This window comes from Hyphomonas sp. UBA3601, assembly GCF_002375605.1.
In the GTDB taxonomy this organism is placed as follows: Bacteria; Pseudomonadota; Alphaproteobacteria; order Caulobacterales; family Hyphomonadaceae; genus Hyphomonas.
This window is the reverse complement of the sequence record NZ_DFME01000125.1, coordinates 5,984-23,533: the sequence shown is the minus strand read 5'-3', so window position 1 is coordinate 23,533 and position 17,550 is coordinate 5,984. Positions and strand designations below refer to the sequence as shown.

Annotated in this window: 17 protein-coding genes; 3 read left to right on the top strand and 14 right to left on the bottom strand. The window is 60.7% G+C overall.

Annotation, left to right across the window (positions count from 1 at the left end):
• The coding region (locus tag B4F73_RS13690; protein WP_290483539.1) for a Mur ligase domain-containing protein at window positions 1-434 on the bottom strand (434 nt) is incomplete at its 3' end.
• Window positions 435-623: 189 nt separating this feature from the next.
• On the opposite strand from B4F73_RS13690, the gene B4F73_RS13685 reads away from it, so the two are divergent.
• Entirely contained in the window at window positions 624-1,112 is a 489-nt protein-coding gene (locus tag B4F73_RS13685; RefSeq protein ID WP_290483538.1) for a DUF3291 domain-containing protein, read from the top strand.
• Here B4F73_RS13685 and murG read toward each other — a convergent pair.
• The 12 genes from murG to B4F73_RS13625 all read right to left on the bottom strand — a co-directional run bounded on the left by murG (window position 1,109) and on the right by B4F73_RS13625 (window position 14,066).
• Entirely contained in the window at window positions 1,109-2,206 is a 1,098-nt protein-coding gene (murG, locus tag B4F73_RS13680) for an undecaprenyldiphospho-muramoylpentapeptide beta-N-acetylglucosaminyltransferase (protein WP_206992156.1), read from the bottom strand. The two genes, B4F73_RS13685 and murG, sit on opposite strands and share 4 nt — an antisense overlap.
• A complete protein-coding gene (locus B4F73_RS13675) occupies window positions 2,199-3,308 on the bottom strand; it encodes an FtsW/RodA/SpoVE family cell cycle protein (protein WP_206993152.1) in 1,110 nt (369 codons plus the stop codon). The genes murG and B4F73_RS13675 overlap by 8 nt, the downstream gene beginning before the upstream one ends.
• Window positions 3,309-3,346: 38 nt before the next feature.
• Window positions 3,347-4,762 (bottom strand): UDP-N-acetylmuramoyl-L-alanine--D-glutamate ligase, encoded by a 1,416-nt coding sequence (gene murD / locus B4F73_RS13670; protein WP_206992155.1) that lies wholly within the window; start codon window positions 4,760-4,762, stop codon window positions 3,347-3,349.
• 10 nt (window positions 4,763-4,772) lie between these two features.
• Window positions 4,773-5,966, bottom strand: coding sequence for a phospho-N-acetylmuramoyl-pentapeptide-transferase (gene mraY, locus B4F73_RS13665; protein WP_290480483.1), 1,194 nt, complete (start codon window positions 5,964-5,966; stop codon window positions 4,773-4,775).
• Window positions 5,966-7,399 carry a UDP-N-acetylmuramoyl-tripeptide--D-alanyl-D-alanine ligase gene (locus B4F73_RS13660; protein WP_290483536.1) on the bottom strand — a complete coding sequence of 478 codons (1,434 nt, stop codon included), beginning with the start codon at window positions 7,397-7,399 and terminating at the stop codon, window positions 5,966-5,968. The genes mraY and B4F73_RS13660 overlap by 1 nt, the downstream gene beginning before the upstream one ends.
• Window positions 7,396-8,835, bottom strand: a complete 1,440-nt coding sequence (locus tag B4F73_RS13655) for a UDP-N-acetylmuramoyl-L-alanyl-D-glutamate--2,6-diaminopimelate ligase (RefSeq protein WP_242517459.1) — start codon at window positions 8,833-8,835, stop codon at window positions 7,396-7,398. The genes B4F73_RS13660 and B4F73_RS13655 overlap by 4 nt, the downstream gene beginning before the upstream one ends.
• Window positions 8,832-10,460 carry a peptidoglycan D,D-transpeptidase FtsI family protein gene (locus tag B4F73_RS13650; RefSeq protein ID WP_290483535.1) on the bottom strand — a complete coding sequence of 543 codons (1,629 nt, stop codon included), beginning with the start codon at window positions 10,458-10,460 and terminating at the stop codon, window positions 8,832-8,834. Before B4F73_RS13650 ends, B4F73_RS13655 begins: the two co-directional genes overlap by 4 nt.
• Window positions 10,457-10,798 (bottom strand): cell division protein FtsL, encoded by a 342-nt coding sequence (ftsL, locus tag B4F73_RS13645; protein WP_206992151.1) that lies wholly within the window; start codon window positions 10,796-10,798, stop codon window positions 10,457-10,459. The genes B4F73_RS13650 and ftsL overlap by 4 nt, the downstream gene beginning before the upstream one ends.
• The gene (rsmH, locus tag B4F73_RS13640) at window positions 10,795-11,817 is read right to left on the bottom strand and encodes a 16S rRNA (cytosine(1402)-N(4))-methyltransferase RsmH (protein WP_290483534.1); all 1,023 of its coding nucleotides are present in this window, start codon (window positions 11,815-11,817) and stop codon (window positions 10,795-10,797) included. The genes ftsL and rsmH overlap by 4 nt, the downstream gene beginning before the upstream one ends.
• Window positions 11,817-12,329 carry a division/cell wall cluster transcriptional repressor MraZ gene (locus B4F73_RS13635; RefSeq protein ID WP_290480488.1) on the bottom strand — a complete coding sequence of 171 codons (513 nt, stop codon included), beginning with the start codon at window positions 12,327-12,329 and terminating at the stop codon, window positions 11,817-11,819. Before B4F73_RS13635 ends, rsmH begins: the two co-directional genes overlap by 1 nt.
• Before the next feature lie 420 nt (window positions 12,330-12,749).
• Window positions 12,750-13,283 (bottom strand): carboxymuconolactone decarboxylase family protein, encoded by a 534-nt coding sequence (locus tag B4F73_RS13630; RefSeq protein WP_206992148.1) that lies wholly within the window; start codon window positions 13,281-13,283, stop codon window positions 12,750-12,752.
• A gap of 222 nt (window positions 13,284-13,505) precedes the next feature.
• Complete coding sequence (locus B4F73_RS13625) at window positions 13,506-14,066, bottom strand: peroxiredoxin (protein ID WP_034816389.1); 561 nt, start codon at window positions 14,064-14,066, stop codon at window positions 13,506-13,508.
• Window positions 14,067-14,187: 121 nt separating this feature from the next.
• Between B4F73_RS13625 and B4F73_RS13620 the strand changes: the two genes are divergently transcribed.
• Window positions 14,188-15,087: a hydrogen peroxide-inducible genes activator gene (locus B4F73_RS13620; RefSeq protein ID WP_034816385.1), complete on the top strand. Its 900-nt coding sequence runs from the start codon at window positions 14,188-14,190 to the stop codon at window positions 15,085-15,087.
• Between the two features lie 97 nt (window positions 15,088-15,184).
• Window positions 15,185-16,156 carry a bifunctional helix-turn-helix transcriptional regulator/GNAT family N-acetyltransferase gene (locus tag B4F73_RS13615; RefSeq protein ID WP_290483533.1) on the top strand — a complete coding sequence of 324 codons (972 nt, stop codon included), beginning with the start codon at window positions 15,185-15,187 and terminating at the stop codon, window positions 16,154-16,156.
• Between the two features lie 66 nt (window positions 16,157-16,222).
• Here the strand turns inward: B4F73_RS13615 and B4F73_RS13610 are convergent.
• The coding region (locus B4F73_RS13610; RefSeq protein WP_290483532.1) for a sigma-54-dependent transcriptional regulator at window positions 16,223-17,550 on the bottom strand (1,328 nt) is incomplete at its 5' end.

Genomic DNA, 17,550 nt, shown 5'->3' with positions numbered 1-17,550 from the left:
ATCCCGCCATTGATGACGGTCGGGTCGATATTTGCGCCATCCAGCAGCGCCGCGACCATTGAGGTCGTCGTCGTCTTGCCATGTGTGCCCGCAATGCAGACCGTGTATTTCAGCCGCGTGATCTCGGCCAGCATGTTAGCCCGGCGCACGACCGGAATACCTGTGGCGCGCGCCGCATCAACCTCTGGATTGCCAGACTTGATCGCGGTGGAGATGATGACCGTACCGGCCCCTTCCACATTCTCGGCGGCGTGCCCGATGAAGATCTTCGCGCCCCGCTCGCGCAGGCGCTGGATATTGTCGGACTCGCGTATGTCAGAGCCCTGCACCTGATAGCCCATCGTGATCATGACATCGGCGATGCCAGACATGCCGATGCCGCCAATGCCGACAATATGCGCGGGACCAAGATCAAACGGAGTGGGAGAAGTCATGCAGGATCGTCCAAATGAGGAAACGGGAACGCCTAGCGATACCGTGACGCGGGAGCGCGAAGCAAGGACTGCTTGCGCATGACGCATTCATGAAATCCGAGGCGTTTTTCTTGAATGGGCATCGTGCGATCCCAAAATGACTGTAATGAGGCACAATTCGGGTGCTTCGTTGCGAGGGGAACCGCACTCATGAAAATGCATCTGGCCCAGCTCAATGTCGGCCACCTCGTCGCGCCGACGGATGATCCGCGCGTGAAAGATTTCATGGACAATCTCGAATTCATCAACGGGATCGGCAAATCCATGCCCGGTTTCGTCTGGATGATGGAAGGATCGGGTGAGCCCGGCCAGGGCAATACGGAAGCCAAGATCGATGGCGATCCGCAATTCGTTGCCAATCTGACCGTCTGGGAAGACGTACAAAGCCTCGAAACCTTTGTCTGGGGCACGATCCACCGGAAATTCTACGAACGCCGCGCTGAATGGTTCGAGATGATGCGCGAGATGCATTTCGTCATGTGGTGGGTGCCAGAGGGCCACGAGCCGACACTGGACGAAGCACTGGAACGACTGACCCGCCGCCAGCAAGATGGCGACACGGATGAAGCCTTCGGATGGGAATGGCTGCGTGAAGCCGAATTGCACAAGACGCACGCTTGCGCGCCCCGTGTTGCCTAAAGCTCCGCCACCCGCTCGGCCATGTCTGCCAGCTCTTTGGCGGCGTTGACCTTGGCAGACGCCTTGGCTGCGGCTGCCCGTGCGCGCAGATCGTCGGCATCCTGCAGACGGGCCGTTATCAGCGCGCCCAGCAATTGCGGATAGAGATTGCTCTCCAGCACCATGTCGGCGGCGCCAATCTCCGTCAGGGCCTCGGCATTGGCGGCCTGATGATCATCCATGGCAATCGCCAGCGGAATCAGGATGGACGGCCGACCGACCGCGGCAATCTCCGATACTGTGCCGGCGCCAGACCGTGCGATGACGAGATGCGCCTGTGACAGCTTCTGCGGCATGTCCGAGAAGAACGGCGACAACTCGGCTTCAATCTTCACACGCCGATACATGTTATCGACAAAGGCATACTGTTCCTGACGCACCTGCTGGATGATGCGAAGCCGCGCCTGCAGCGGGGGCGGCACGAAATCAACAATCGCCGTCGGGATCGTTTCACCGATGATCTTGGACCCCTGACTTCCGCCCGTAATCAGGATGGTCAGCATATCGTCCGTGGAGGGATAGGGATCCTCCCGCCGCGCCAGTATGGCCTCACGCACCGGATTGCCCACGGCCAGATGCGCGCTCCAGGAGGGTAGCCTGTCAAGCCGCTCGAACCCACTGGCGACCAGTTTGGCCTGCCGGGCAAAACGTCGGTTGACCCGCCCGAGAACAGCGTTCTGCTCATGGATGATGATCGGCACCTTCATGCGGCGCGCCGCAGCCAGTGCCGGGAAGGCCGGATAGCCACCAAAGCCTGCGATCAGGCTGGGCCGGGTTTCACGGATCAGGGTTTTCGCACGGGATATGCCCGCATTGATCTTCATGGCCGTCGCCGGCAGGGTCCATGGCTTGCGGAGATTGGGGGAAGAGGCCTGAATCTGTTCCAGCCAGTCGGCTGGAAATTCCTTGGCATATTTTGCGCCGCGCTTGTCAGAGATCAGGCCAACCTTCCAGCCTCTTGCAATCATCTCGTCGGCAAAGGCTCTGGCGGGGAACATGTGCCCCCCTGTGCCACCTGCTGCGATGACGACAAGCTTGTCTCTGTCTTCAGCCATACCGGCCCCTTGTGCGCGTACCTTGTCCGCGCACAAGTGCCAGCGCAAGGCCCAGTGTCAATCCCGTCCCGATCATGGACGAGCCACCATAGGACACAAATGGCAGTGTCATGCCCTTTGGCGGGATAAGGGCCAGATTTACGGCAATGTTTATGGCAGCCTGAAGGCCGAATAGCGTGAAGAGTCCGGCAGCCGCAGCGCGCGCATAGCCATCTTCCACACGTGAACTGGCACGGAAGCCCCGCAGGATCAGCAATACGAAAACCGCCATCAGCATCAGCGCCGCGATCAGGCCAAACTCCTCGACCATGACCGCATAGATGAAATCAGTGTGCGCGTCCGGCAGATGGATCTTAACTTGCCCCTCCCCCGGTCCAACACCAAACAATCCCCCCCGGCCGATGGCTTCGGCGGCGCGGTCAATCTGGTACGTATCGGCAGAGTCTGGATTGATGAAGCTGTTCACCCGGTAGCGAACATGCGGCAGCAAGGCATAAAGCGACGCCGACAAGCTGACCCCGCCAACCGCGAACCCTGCCGCCCATCTCCACGGCAGGCCACTGACATAGAACGTCACGACGAAGGCCGCACTCAGCAACACCGACTGGCCGACATCCGGTTGCAGCAATAACAGGCCGAGCGTGACCGCATAGAACAGGAAGGCAATGATCGCCCAAGGTCCGGTCGGATACAGCTCTCGCTGCGCCAGCAACCAACCGCTCAGGACAATCAAGGCAGGCTTTACCATCTCGCTCGGCTGCAGGGAAAACCCGGCAAACCGCAACCAGCGCTGCGCGCCCTTGGCCTCGTGTCCCCAAACGAGAATGAAGAACATCAGGGCAAGGCTGACGATAAAGACCAGCGTTGCAAACCGCCGCGCCCAGGTCCGGTCCAGCATGCTGACCACCACCATGATGGTCGCGCCCAAACCGGCAAAGCAGACCTGACGGAACACAAAGAAGTATTCATCCGAATAGCCAATCCGCGCCGCCGCAGTCGGCCCCGCCGCAAGCGACATGAGCAGGCCAATGGCAATCAGGAAAAACGCACCGCCGAAGAGCCCCCAATCGAGCGTCCGCCGCCACTCGGTCAGCCAGGACATGTCCGAGCGTGCGAGCAATGGGGAGGATGCTACGTAGGTCAAGCCAACTCCTTCAACTCCTGCGGCATCATTGACTGGACGATGCTCCGGAACACATCTCCGCGATGTTCAAAGTCGCGGAACTGGTCGAAACTTGCACAGGCAGGTGAAAGAAGAATGACCGGATTTTCGTCTCCGACCACTTTTGCATCACGAAATGCAGCCTGAACTGCATTTTCGAGCGTGCCGCATGTTTGCAGGGCCACCTTGCCCTTCAGCGTTGCGGCGAAGGTTTCTTCGGAGTCCCCGATCAGATAGGCCTTCGTGATGTTCGGGAACAGCGGCGCCAATGGCTGGATGCCCTCAGCCTTCGAAACACCGCCTGCAATCCAGTATGCTTTCTTGTAGGCTTTCAACGCCTGTTCGGCGGCTTCGGCATTGGTCGCCTTGGAGTCATTGACGAATTTCACGCCATCAATCTCGCCAACCATTTCGAGTCGGTGGGCAAGACCCGGGAAGGTGCGAATACCATCCATGATGGTCTGTGGGTCGAGGCCCAGCGCCCGGCAGGCGGCATAGGCTGCCGCGGCATTCTGGTGGTTGTGACGGCCCGGCAGCGCCATGCAGTCGGAGAGGTTACCGACGAACTGCGCCTGACCGCTATTGCTGTCATAGAGTCGTCCGTCCACGGCGCTGACGCCCCGGCCGAGCGCATAGGTGGATGAAGCCTGGACAACACGCGCTGGTCCATTTGCCGACAGGCCGATGGCGATGGACTGGGTGATCACATCGTCAAAGCCAATGATCGCAACATCTTTCTCGGTCTGGTTCTGGAAGATGCGCATTTTCGCAGCCTGGTACCCGTCCATGCCGCCATGGCGATCCAGATGATCCGGCGTGATGTTGAGCAGCACGGCGACATCGCAATGCAGGCTCTTCACCAGGTCCAGCTGGTAGGAAGAGAGCTCCAGAACATAGGTTGCGTTGGCGTGCAGTGGGGCAAGGTCCAGCACGCCTGTGCCGATATTGCCCCCGATGCGCGCATCACGGCCCGCATGTTTCAGGATATGCCCGATCAACGCGGTTGTGGTCGACTTCCCGTTCGTGCCGGTGATGGCCACGATCTTCGGACGGCCACGCTCTGGCAGGGCCTGCACAGCGCGGGCGAACAATTCCATGTCGCCGACGACCGGCACATTGGTCATTTCCGCCATCCGCACAATCCGGTGCGGCTGCGGGAATTTGTATGGCACGCCGGGGGAAAGGACGAGCGCGGCAAAGGTCTGCCAGTCGCGCTTGTTGATGTCTGACAGGGTCAGGCCGGCGGCCTCCGCCTTTGCGCGGGTCTCTTCATTGTCATCCCACGCATGAACACGCGCGCCCCCGGCCTTGAGGGCCTTGGCAGCCGAGAGGCCTGTCCGGCCAAGGCCGAACACAGCAACATCTCTTCCAGCATATTCAGTAATCGGAATCATGGGTCTCGGCTTACCTCAGCTTCAACGTTGCGAGGCCCGCGAGGGCGAACAGGACGGACAGGATCCAGAAGCGCGCCACAACGCGCGTTTCTGGCCAGTTTTTCTTCTGGAAGTGGTGGTGCAGCGGCGCCATGAGGAAGATGCGCTTGCCTTCCCCCGTCAGCTTGCGGGTGACCTTGAACCAGCCGACCTGTATCATCACAGACACCGCTTCCATCACGAACAGACCGCCAATGATAACCAGCGCAAATTCGTGCTTGGCCGCCACCGCAACGACACCCAGCATTCCTCCAAGTCCGAGCGATCCGGTGTCGCCCATGAAGACCTTGGCCGGATAGGCATTATACCAGAGGAAGCCCATGCCCGCGCCGATCATGGAGGCGAGCAACACGGTCAGCTCGCCGGTGCCCGGCGTGAACTGGATGCCGAGATAGTCGGCGAAGACGAAGTTACCTGTCAGGTAAGCAATCAGGGCATAGGAGGCAGCCGCGAAACTCATCGGCACAATGGCGAGGCCATCCAGACCGTCGGTGAAGTTCACCGCATTCGCGCTGCCGACAACCACGATCATGCCAAACAGGATGAAGAAGCCGCCAAGCGGGAAGAAATAGTCATTTACGAAGGGCACAGCCACACCGCCGGAAAAAGCCGGGTCGGCAGGCTCGACGCTTGTTTCGGGTGCCAGGCTGGCAATGGTCTCAGCCAATCCGTTCAGCGGGCCCCATTCGGCATGACCCGCTGGCGTGTGCGCGCCGTGCAGGCCCATGATGAACGCACAGGCAATTGCCGCTATGCCAAAGCCCGCGAGCAGGCGCACGCTCGCCGGAACGCCATCCGCGCTCTGCTTGGAAACCTTGGCAAGATCATCCAGGAAGCCAAGAACGGCGTAAGACAGTGTCACGAACAGTGTGACCCAGATGTATGGGTTCGTCAGGTTGCCCCAGAGCAAGACGCCGACCACCAGGCCCAGCCAGATCAGGAAACCGCCCATTGTCGGCGTGCCCTGCTTCGACAGCTGCGCTTCCAGCGACAAGTCGCGGATCGGCTGGCCCTTACCCTGCCGGGCACGGAGGAAGTTGATGATTGCGTCTCCGAACAGGACGGTCACAAGGAACGCCGTCACCACGGCCGCGCCGGACCGGAATGTGATATAGTTCAGAACGTTAAATATACCGCTGTCTGCGGCCAGCCATTCGTATAGCATCACCCAACCTCTGCGGCGCCTTCTGCCCCGCGTTCCATCTTACCCATTGCCGAGTCGCTCCATTGGCGAATTCGGTCAGCTAGTTTCGCCATCCCGGACGCATTCGACCCCTTGATCAAGAGCACATCTCCATCTCGGAGCGCATTTTGCAGAGGATTCCACAGCTCTTCCCAATTGCGAGTCCAGGTCTGCTCCAACTGAGGCGGAAGTGCGTCCGAAAGATGAGTCATTTTGTCGCCTGCCAGGAAAATGGCAGCTGGCCCAGTATCCGCCACCGGATCCGCAAGCGCGGCATGTTCAGCATCCGACGTTTCGCCAATTTCGAGCATTTCGCCGAGCGCAATCAGCCGACGTCCACTGCCCCGACGGGACAGCGCAGCCAATGAGGCCTTCATGCTCGCCGGGTTTGCATTGTAGGCATCATCGATCAGCGTAATGTGTCCACCCTGTGGCAGGGTGAGCTGTTCGGCTGTCCCCCGACCGGGAGGTGGCGTGTAACCGGAAAGTGCCTCGGCGCAGTCCTCGACCGACAGACCGGACTGGCTGGCGGCCAGAACCGCCGCTGCCGCATTCATGGCCCAATGCTCACCAACCGCATTGATCGTGACAAGCACCGGCTTGCCGACAATATCGAGCTGGATCCGGCTTTTATTGCCGTCTGTCTCATATCCGACAATACGCGCCGTCGCATTGGCGCTCCGGCCAAAACTCTCGAGATTTCCGGTCGGGCAGAAGCGCCGCGCGCGTCCGGCAAGATAGTCAAAGAATTCGTCATCGGCAGGCAGGATAAATGTCCCCCCGGCCTCCATGCCGGTAAAGATATCTGCCTTCTCATGCGCAACTGCGCTGAGAGAGCCGAGCCCTTCAAGATGCGCCCCCGCAATACAGGTCACGATGCCGGTATGCGGACGAACCATCTGGCTGCGCGGCGCGATCTCGCCAGGAGTCGACATGCCAATCTCGAAAACGGCGCGCGTGGTGTCTTCCGGCATGCGCGCCAGAGTCAGCGGCACACCCCAATGATTGTTGAAACTCTTCACATTCCAGTGCGCCGGGCCGAAGGCGCGATAGATCTGTGCCAGCATTTCCTTGACGCTGGTCTTGCCGGCTGAACCGGTCACGGCCGTGCGATGCGCGCCACAGCGGACCCGCGCGGCCACACCCATCTGCTCCAGCGCTTCCTGCACATCATCCACAATGAGCTGAGGCCCCTGCCCGACCTGACGCGACACGAGTGCGCCCGCCGCGCCCGCAGCAAAGGCCGCCTCGACAAAATCATGCCCATCGCGCTGGTCCGTCAGCGCCACGAACAGGTCGCCCGGCTTCAGGCTGCGTGTGTCGATCGACACTGAACCCGTCACAGAGAACGGATCCGTCGCCCTGCCACCCGTAATGAGCGCGATATCGGAAGAGATCCAGAGCGGCGCGTTCATCCGGCGCCGCCTTTCAGCGCATCCAGCGCCGTGTCCTGATCTGAGAACGGGATGATATCCGCGCCAATGATCTGGCCGGTCTCGTGGCCCTTGCCAGCGATCACCAGCGTGTCGCCTTTTTTCAGTTCGGCGATAATCGTCCGGATGGCCTCTCCGCGATCGCCAATCTCGCGCGCATTCGGCGCGGTTTCGAGAATGGCATGCCGGATCATGTCCGGGTCTTCAGAGCGCGGGTTGTCGTCGGTCACGATCACATCGTCGGCCTGACGCGTTGCGATCTCGCCCATCAGCGGGCGCTTCTTGGCATCGCGGTCACCGCCGCACCCAAAGATGACTTTCAGTCGGCCGGCTGTATGCGGACGAACGGCGCGGAGCAACACGTCGAGCCCGTCCGGCGTGTGGGCATAATCGACAAACACGCCCGCGCCTGCCTCGGTCTTGCCGACCAGTTCGAGTCGCCCCTTAACGGGCTTCAGCTTGGACAGGCCGTCCATCACCGCGTCGACGTCCATGCCCAGCGACAAGCAGATCGCCGCCGCCGCCAGCGCATTCAACGCCTGGAACTCGCCGATCAGCGGCAGTTCGAAAGGCTTCAATTCGACATCGCGCCAGAACAGGTTGAGCACCTGCCCGGTCGCGCGCGGCATGATTTCGTCGATCCAGAGATCCTCGCCGCGCCAGCCGAAGGACACGACCTGCAGGCCATGATCGGTTGCGGCCTTCTCGAAGACCTCGCGATGGTCGCTGTCGGCGTTCACGATGGCTGGCATGCCCTGTCCGCCAAAGTCGCGGAACAGGCGCAGTTTGGCGTCGAGGTATTCTTCCATCGTGGCGTGATAGTCGAGATGGTCCTGGGTAAAGTTCAGGAAAGCAACAGCCGACAAGTCCACACCATCAAGGCGATGTTGCTCAAGGCCGTGGCTGGACGCCTCCATCGCACAATGGGTGACCCCTTGCCCGGCCAGTTCGTGGAGGGTCTCGTGAATGGTAACCGGATCAGGTGTCGTATGGCCGACATCAATCTTGCCCTTCGGGCCAATGGCACCAAGCGTGCCCATCGAGGCAGCCGACAGGTTTGCATTCGCCCAGATCTGGCGACAGAAATCCACCGTCGAGGATTTGCCATTCGTACCTGTCACGGCAGCGATCGTTTTCGGCTGCGCGACATGGAAGCGCTTCGCGGCAAGGGCCAGCGCGCGGCGCGGCTCATCCGCGATCACATGCGTAGCACCATCTACCGCAACGCCGCCTTCGGACAGGATCGCCGCAGCGCCTTTTTCGATTGCCTGCGGAATATAGTCCCGACCATCCGATACGGTGCCTTTCAGCGCCGCGAACAGATAGCCCGGCGCTACCCGACGGCTGTCAGCCGTCATGCCTTTGATTTCGATGTCTCCCTGCTCGACGAGCGGGAACAGGTCTTTCAGTTTGGTCACAAGGAACTCCTCTTCTCCTGGCCGGAGCGGAGGGCTGCGCCCGCCGGGCGAATATCCTCGAACCGTGGCGCAAGACCCAGAAGCGGCGCGACACGTTCTATCATTCGTCCCGCCGCCGGAGCCGCATTGTAGGCCGCCGTGGCGCCGGCCCCTGATCCGGCCTTCGGATCATCGAGGGTCACGATCAGGGCATATTGGGGGCGATCATAGGGAAAGACAGCCGCAAAGCTCGTGACATTGTGGTCATCATCATACCCGCCAAGGATCGGCTTCTCCGCCGTGCCGGTTTTTCCCGCAACGCGATACCCGGCAACTTCGGCATTCTTGCCGGTGCCGGTGACGACCGCTTCGCGCATCATCACGTTCACCATTTCAGCCGTCAGAGCAGACATCACTCTTACAGGCGCAGGGCGATCCCGATTGTTCATGATCAGGGTCGGCTGAACCCGCTCACCCCCATTCGCAAAGGTCGAAAAGGCAGCCAGGAAAGACATGGGCGATACAGCAATGCCATGCCCATAGGACACGGTAGCAGAATAGAGATCGTCAAACCGCTCGGGCAGGATTGGCGCTGAACTGCCCGCCAGTTCGATCTTCACCCGCTCCATCAGACCGGCGCGGGTCAGGAAATCCTGCTGGCGCCGCGGCCCCAGCTTCTCGTTGATCCGGACCGTGCCGATATTGGAGCTCTGGGAAATGATGTGTGTGATGTCGGCATCGCCATGGAATGGGTGATCATCCTCAATCCGGAAACCGCGAATTTCCAGCGGGCGGCGCACATCAAATAATTCGGTCGGGTGCACTACGCCGGCTTCGAGCGCAGCGGCGACCGTGAAGGGCTTGAAGATGGATCCGAGTTCGTAGACCGCCCCGGTCGCACGATTGAGGCGGGACGGATCCGACATCGGAATATCGACTGACCGGTTCGGGTCAAATGGCGGCCAGCTGGCCATGGCGCGCACTTCGCCGGTTTGCGCATCCAGCAGGATCGCGGCGCCACCTTCAGCTTCATGCTCGGCAGCGGCGATTGACAGCTCAGCCTCGACCGCTGCCTGCACGCCATTATCGATGGTCAGGCGGACCGGCTCTCCACCGGCGGCCAGACGTTCATTCTGGCTATACTCAATGCCGCCTGCGCCGAGGCCATCCACATTCGTGTAGCCCAGCAAATGTCCGGCCAAGGTGCCGCGTGGATAGGCCCGGCGGCTCTCTTCCTCGAAACGCAACCCTTCAAGGCCCAGGTCAAACACGGCCTTGCGCTGGCGTGGGGTCAGGCCGCGCTCTACCCAGACAAACTCACGGGTCTGATCTGACAGGCGCCGGGTCATCTCCGCCACGTCGATATCCGGCAGGACCGTCGCGAGCGCTTCGGACACTTCGCCGCCATCCCAGATCAGTTTCGGATTGGCGACAAGCGAGTAGGCGGAGACGGATGTGGCGAGCAGTTCGCCATTGCGATCAACAATATCGGCCCGCACGATACGCTCGGCCTTCTGACCTGCCGCATGCGCAGGTGCCGCCCCGCCCGCAAGGGACAGGTAGCCGGCCTTGCCAGCCAGAACGACAAACAGCGCACTGACCGCGAGGCCAGCAAGCCGTGTCCGGTTCCGGGAGGCTTCGCTCACTCGGGCACCTCCCCGTTCTCGGTGGATGCAGGCGCCGGGACGCTCAGGCTGTTGGGCTTGCCAACCAGTGCATCCAGATCCCCCTCGGAAGCCATCTGCTCCGGCTTGGGCGGTGCCATACCCAGTTCGGTGCGGGCATATTCCTCAATCCATTCGCGGCGGCTCATGTGCGACAGCTCGGTTTCCAGCAGCGCCTTTTCCTGGCGCGCCTCCTCGATCTGCGCCTCAACCGCCATCAGCTCAGCCGCGGTGTCCTTGGCGCCATATTTGGCACGATAGAGGCTGACAATCAGCAGGCCGACAACGACCAATCCAAACAGAAATGCGCGGCGGCTCATAGGGCATCCTCCAGGTCTGACAGGGGCGGCAGATTCATGCCGTCGCTGGCCTCTTCTTCGATGGCGGGTGCGCTGGTACGGATTGCGGCCCGCAACTTGGCGGAGCGTGCGCGCGGATTGCCTTCAACTTCGTTATCAGACGGCAGAACCGCCTTGGAAACAGCCAGCTCGAACGTGGAGTCGGGGCCTTTCTGCGCAACCGGCAAATGACGCGATCCGCCGCCCATCTTGCCGGCACGGTTCTTCAACCACTGTTTCACCATACGGTCTTCCAGCGAGTGGAAGGCCACGATCACGAGACGGCCGCCCGGACGCAGCAGGCGTTCGACAGCGTGCAGCGCACGGGCCAACTCTCCCAGCTCATCATTCACATACATGCGGATGGCCTGAAACGTCAGCGTCGCCGGGTGAATACGCGCGCCCTTGCGCCCGCCCACGGCCTTTTCAACCGCATCGGCCAGTTCGGTGGTTGTCTCGAACGGCGTGTCATCACGGTGCAGCACAATCGCCCGGGCAATCCGGCGTGCCTGGCGCTCTTCGCCAAGACGGAAGATGATGTTCGCGAGGTCGCGCTCACTCATCATATTGACCACATCCGCCGCCGTTGGGCCTGTATCGCCCATGCGCATGTCCAGTGGACCATGCTTCATGAAGGAAAAACCGCGCGCAGCCTGGTCAATCTGGAAACTGGAAACACCGATGTCGAGCACAACGCCGTCAACATGTTCATATCCCGCCGCGCGGACGATGTCGTCCATTTCGCCGAAGCGACCGAGCAAGGGTACGAGGCGTTCCGTCTTTTCCGCCATCTTCCGGGCGCGCTCAATGGCATCCACATCGCGATCAATGCCAATCAGGGTGCATTTGGAAGACCCAAGAATGGCGCGGCTATAACCGCCGCCGCCAAACGTGCCGTCAACAATGATCTCCCCATCCCTGGGGGCGAGCCATTCCAGCACTTCATCCAGCATGACCGGTTTGTGGCCAGGGTCGGGAGCGAGGGGCACGTCCTGTGTCATCAGCTGTCGCCCCCATCCACGAGCTTCAGGGCGGCATTCCCCGAGGCCTGCTGGTGCAGCACTTCGGAATAGGCATGCCCGAGCGCTTCCAGTGTGTCTTCTTTCGCAGCCTCGGCGGCCATGGCGTCGAAATGTTCAGCATGGCGATCCGGGTTCCATATCTGGAAACTGTCCATATTGCCCGCGAATTTGACGCGATCGGTCAGGTTTGCCGCCTTCATCAACTCGTCAGACAGTTTGATGCGGCCGGTATCGTCCATCTTCAGGTCGGCAGAGCCTGCGATGATGCGTGTGACCAGGGCCTTGCGGGCGGGGGAGTGCGGGGCGAGCCGGGTCAGCGTCGCCCGATACATTGCCATCAGGGCCTCACCGCCGCCTTCCAGACAACCGGATCCGTCGAGCGCCGACCAGAGGAAAATCCGGTTTCCACCGCCCAGCGCAGCGCGAAAGGAAGCGGGTATGGAAACCCGACCCTTTGCATCAATAGCGCTTTCATAGGTGGAAACGAACACCCGCCAACCCTGACTTTGTCTGCCTAAACCCCGCATGGGTAAACCATGTCTTAACGTGGAGTATCATGGGACAGTATGGGTCTCAATGGGCACTGTGGATGAATCGAAATATCCACATCCGTAAATCACTGGAACAAAGATGAAATATTACGGCAACATACCGGAACGGCCGAATGGGCCGAAATGGGCGGCCGGTAATTTTCCTTTCTGAATCAGGCCGCTGCCCTCCCCTGCTGTGACGAGAAAGGCACGGGGGACGGAACATGTCTTTTTCTGCTGATTTCCACAGCTCGTTTCGGCAGTGCCCAGTATCTGTTCGTTTCGGCCCCGTATCACTTCGCGAATGCTTCGAATCGCAAAAAAAGCCCCGAAGCAATGCTTCGGGGCCTTTCCTTGGGTCTTGGAACATTCGCCGCGCAACTAGCCGGCCGTGACCGCCTCAGCAGCCAGCACGCGGGCGACAGCATTGACCACAGCGCCGATGCGGATGCCCGCCTGGATCTGCTCGGTCGACAAGCCGTGCTTGCGCAATTCGGCTTCATGCGCATCGAGACACATGCCGCAGCCATTCACGGCGGACACACCAAGGGAATAAAGCTCGAAGTCCGCTTTCTCGATTCCCGGCGCACCGATCACGTTCATGCGCAGCTTGGCTGGCAAGGTCTGGTACGTCGAATTGCTGATCAGGTGGATCGACCGGTAATAGACATTGTTCATGCCCATGATCGCGCTGGCAGCTTTCGCAGCCTTGATCGCTTCGGGGCTCAGCTTTCCGTCCGCTTCCGCTTCCAGCGCCGTCAGCGTCTGGGGTTCACCCACAGCATGGGCACAGGCGAGGAAACAGCCATATTTCTGTTGGTCGCTCAACAGGGTCTCGTTCATCAGCGAGCCGAGATTGAGCTTCAAATCCTTCGCATAGTCAGGCAGCGAAGATTTCAGGGACTCGATAGACATGAATCCTCATCCTTCCGGAATTCGTTGTTTTGATGGGGTGGGGAGCGAATGGGTCCGACAAGCCTTGCAGGCTAGAGGGGTGGGAGTGCCAACGTCCGGAACTGGGTGGACGGAAGGCCTGCCGGACCTTTCGCGACGCTGAAGGGAAGATGCCTCATGGGTGGGGGAGGGAGTGAGACATCTTCCCGGAAGTTTCAGCGTTGCGCTCTATCTATGCGCAACCTAGGCAGCTGGTTCCAAAATATCTCCGCCAACCGGACGATTACATGGGCACAGCTCATCGGTCTGCAGGGCATCCAGCACGCGGAGCGTGTCTGCAGGGCTGCGGCCGACGTTCAGATTGGTCACATAAACGTGCTGAATCACGTTGTGCGGGTCGACAACATATGTCGCGCGATAGGCAACGCCTTCAGACGGCTCACGCACGCCAAGACCATCAACCAGCTCACCGCGGGTGTCCGCAAACTGCCAGATCGGCAGCTCTGCGAGGTCTGCGTGGTCGCGGCGCCATGCCAGCTTCACGAACTCGTTGTCGGTGGACCCGCCGAGCACAACCGCGTCGCGATCTTCGAAGTCGCCGGACAGGCGGGCGAATTCAGCGATTTCAGTTGGGCAAACGAAGGTGAAGTCTTTCGGGTAGAAGAAGATGACTTTCCATTTACCCTCGAAGGAATCCTGCGTGATGGGCTCGAATGCGCTTTCGCCATTCTGCTCATGCTGCATGAATTTCGGCTTTACGCCCGTGACTGTGAACTCGGGAAGCTTTTCGCCAATGCCAAGCATAGTGGATCTCCTGGGATAAGATGTTGAGGCTGCCGGAACGGTGGGCCCGGTGGCCGTGCTTTCTCGCAGTTGCGGCAAAAAGGAAAATTGATAATTCCCATTGCCGGTATAGATTGTCTCTATGATTATACCGACCCTTCGCCAACTGCAGTATCTAGTGGCTCTTGGAGAGACCGGCTCGTTCTCTCGGGCCGCCGAGGCGTGCTATGTGACGCAGCCCACCTTGTCAGCCGGGATCAAGGAATTGGAGGATTTGCTGGGCGTCAAACTGGCCGAACGCGAACCGCGCGGCGCCAAGCTGACTCATGCCGGAGAGCTGGCGGTTTCGCGCGCCAATGCGCTGATCAATGATGCCCATTCCCTGGTCCAGTCGGTTCAGAGCGCCGGCGCTCTGCTCACGGGCCCCTTTCATCTCGGCGCGATCCCGACCATCGCGCCCTTCGTCCTGCCAGCGGCAGTCCGCGCCCTCAGCGAGCAATATCCCCAGCTCAAACTCTACCTGCACGAAGAGAAGACACCGCGCCTGATCGACCAGTTGCGCACGCGCACTCTGGACGCCGCCCTGATTGCCCTGCCCTGGGACGTTCCGGGCATCGAGATGCTGCCGCTATTCGATGATGAATTCCTGTTTGCCGCGCCCGCTTCACACCCGCTGGCCAAGAAGAACGGCCTCTCGCCAGAAGACCTGGCGGGCGAGAACCTCCTCCTGCTCGAAGACGGGCACTGCTTGCGCGATCATGCACTCTCCATCTGTCGCATGAAGACCGGCAACGGCACTGATCAGGTGGCCGCTACTTCACTCGGAACATTGGTCAACATGATTGCCGGGGGCCTTGGCGTCTCGCTCCTGCCCAAACTCGCCACAGATAACGGCCTGAACATCGGACCGGACGTCGCCGTACGCGAATTCGTCAGTCCCGTGGTCGGCCGCCAGATCGGTATCGCCTGGCGCACCGGCAGCCCACGCGAGGCCGATGCCCGCAAGATCGGTGAAATCGTCAAGGCCGCCACCCGGCACTAGACCGCTTCCCCTCTGATAATCGGGATTTCATCTTGACGGTTCCCGTGGCCAAGCCTAATCATATAACGCGTTATATAACTGATTATGGAATCCCGTGATGAGCCAGGATATTCTCGCACAAGTTGGCTATCTGGGCCTGGCCAGTCGGCTGAAGCGTCTTGCCGACCGGCTGCAGGCAGAAGCTGTCAGCGTGTTCGACAATCGCGCCTATCCGATCCAGACGACGCACTTTCCCTTGATCGCCGCGCTTGAGGCCAACGGCCCGCTCAGTGTGAGCGCGGCCGTCGAGGCCACCGGCGTTAGCCAGCCCGCCATCACGCGCATCCACAATGCGCTCCAGAAGATGGGCCTGACCGACACGCGCCCGATTGAGGGCGACAATCGCCAGAAGGAAATCTTCCTCACGCCTGCCGGGGAAGCGCTGGTGTCCGAAATGCGCGCCAGCTTCTGGCCCGCCGTTCAGGAGGCCGCCGAGCAACTCTGTCTCTACCCAGACCATGACTTGCTGGCGGAAATCTGCCTCGTGGAATCGCGTCTCGCCGAGCAGCCCCTGTCGGCGCGGATCGAGACCCTGGCCAATCCTGCGGGCCTGAAGATCGTGGAATTCTCGGACGAACTCGCCCCGCATTTCGACCACATCTCCCGCGAATGGGTCGAGGAGATGTTCCGGCTGGAAGCGGAAGACATCGCCATGATCGAAAACCCACGTGCCAAGGTGATCGACAAGGGCGGCACCATCCTGTTCGTCGAGGATCCGGAACTCGGCATCATTGGCACCTGCGCGCTGATGCCCATGGCGGATGGCAGCGTGGAACTGACCAAGATGGGCGTTCTGGCCTCCGCGCGCGGTCGCCGGGCGGGAGATTTCCTGATGCGGCAGATTCTGAAGCGCGCCCGCCAGATGGAAATCCAGGATCTCTTCCTGCTGACCAATTCAAAATGCGCGTCGGCCATCCGGCTCTACGAGAAATACGGCTTCCGGCATGATGACGACATCATGCGCCGCTATGGCCACCGCTATGAGCGCTGCAACGTCACCATGTCCTATGCGATGCCTGCCCGCTCATAGAAAAGCCCCGCCGGTGGGGCGGGGCTTTGTCGCCGATCTGTGCCGGCATCTCCCTTTGGCCTTGGCCTAGCTCGCTTCGCGCTCCTGGCGCACATCGAGATCATATTCGCGGACCTTGCGATAGAGCGTCGAGCGGCCAATGCCGAGACGACGCGACACTTCACTCATATGGCCTTCATAGAAGTCGATGGCATACTGAAGGATATCGCGCTCGATATCGCTCAGCGTGCGCAGCTCGCCCGCCTCGTCCTGAATGGCTACCGGGCCGTTCTCGCCGGACTGAACGGGCTCAGCGATATCGGGGGCCTTGTTGAAGGGCGATGAAGGCAGGTTGCTCACATCCGGCATCTGTCCGGAAATCTGAGGGAAATCCTGCGGGCGCAACTGGTCGCCATCGCACAGAACCACAGCGCGGAAGACAGCATTCTCCAGCTGGCGGACATTGCCCGGCCAGTCAAAGGCGTACAGCATCTTCATCGTCTCGTCGGCCACACCGGTCACTTTCGCGCCTTCGCTGGCATTGAAGCGATTCACGAAATGGTCGACCAGCGCCGGAATGTCATCACGGCGTTCGCGCAGCGACGGCATGTCAACCGGATAGACATTGAGGCGATAGAACAGGTCTTCGCGGAATGTGCCTTCGGCAACCTGTTGCGACAGATCGCGGTTGGTTGCGGAAATGATCCGTACATCCACCTTGGTCGGGCGGCGCGAGCCAACGGCATCCACCTCCCCTTCCTGCAGGGCACGGAGCAGCTTCACCTGCGCATCCAGCGGCAACTCACCCACCTCATCGAGGAAAAGCGTGCCGCCATCGGCCTCGACAAACTTGCCGAGCGCTTTTGAGACGGCACCGGTAAAGGCGCCCTTCTCATGACCGAACAGGATCGACTCGACCAGGTTTTCCGGGATCGCACCACAGTTCACGGTGACGAATGGTTTCCCGGCACGGTCAGATGCGCCCTGAATGCAGCGGGCAACAACTTCCTTACCCACACCACTTTCGCCCAGGATCAGGACGGGAATATCAGAACTCGCGGCGCGTTCGGCCAGACGCACGACCTGGCGCATCGGCGGCGCGGTCGCGATCATGTCGTCAAAGCTCATGCCGCCTTCGGATTTGCGCGAGAGGCGCTTCACTTCCCCTGACAGGGATTGCAATTTCAGGGCGTTGCGGATCGAAACGACGACGCGCTCCGGATTGGCGGGCTTCACGATGAAGTCCACCGCGCCGCGGCGCATGGCCTGAACGATCGTGTCAATGCCGCTGGTCGCCGTCAGCATGATGACCGGCAGGTCAGCGCGCTTGGCCGACAGGCGTTCCAGCGTGTCCATGCCCGACAGGCCCGGCATGGTCAGGTCCAGCAGGACCACGTCGATGCCATCCTTCGGGT

Bases quoted from the DNA above. Each gene is read 5' to 3' on its own strand.
- rsmH (WP_290483534.1), bottom strand. From the start codon at position 11,817: ATGACACAGGACGTGCCCCTCGCTCCCGACCCTGGCCACAAACCGGTC.
- B4F73_RS13615 (WP_290483533.1), top strand. From the start codon at position 15,185: ATGAGCCAGGATATTCTCGCACAAGTTGGCTATCTGGGCCTGGCCAGT.
- B4F73_RS13625 (WP_034816389.1), bottom strand. From the start codon at position 14,066: ATGCTTGGCATTGGCGAAAAGCTTCCCGAGTTCACAGTCACGGGCGTA.
- B4F73_RS13630 (WP_206992148.1), bottom strand. From the start codon at position 13,283: ATGTCTATCGAGTCCCTGAAATCTTCGCTGCCTGACTATGCGAAGGAT.
- B4F73_RS13675 (WP_206993152.1), bottom strand. From the start codon at position 3,308: ATGTCCTGGCTGACCGAGTGGCGGCGGACGCTCGATTGGGGGCTCTTC.
- B4F73_RS13620 (WP_034816385.1), top strand. From the start codon at position 14,188: ATGATTATACCGACCCTTCGCCAACTGCAGTATCTAGTGGCTCTTGGA.
- B4F73_RS13660 (WP_290483536.1), bottom strand. From the start codon at position 7,399: ATGAACGCGCCGCTCTGGATCTCTTCCGATATCGCGCTCATTACGGGT.
- mraY (WP_290480483.1), bottom strand. From the start codon at position 5,966: ATGCTATACGAATGGCTGGCCGCAGACAGCGGTATATTTAACGTTCTG.
- B4F73_RS13685 (WP_290483538.1), top strand. From the start codon at position 624: ATGAAAATGCATCTGGCCCAGCTCAATGTCGGCCACCTCGTCGCGCCG.
- murD (WP_206992155.1), bottom strand. From the start codon at position 4,762: ATGATTCCGATTACTGAATATGCTGGAAGAGATGTTGCTGTGTTCGGC.
- ftsL (WP_206992151.1), bottom strand. From the start codon at position 10,798: ATGAGCCGCCGCGCATTTCTGTTTGGATTGGTCGTTGTCGGCCTGCTG.
- murG (WP_206992156.1), bottom strand. From the start codon at position 2,206: ATGGCTGAAGACAGAGACAAGCTTGTCGTCATCGCAGCAGGTGGCACA.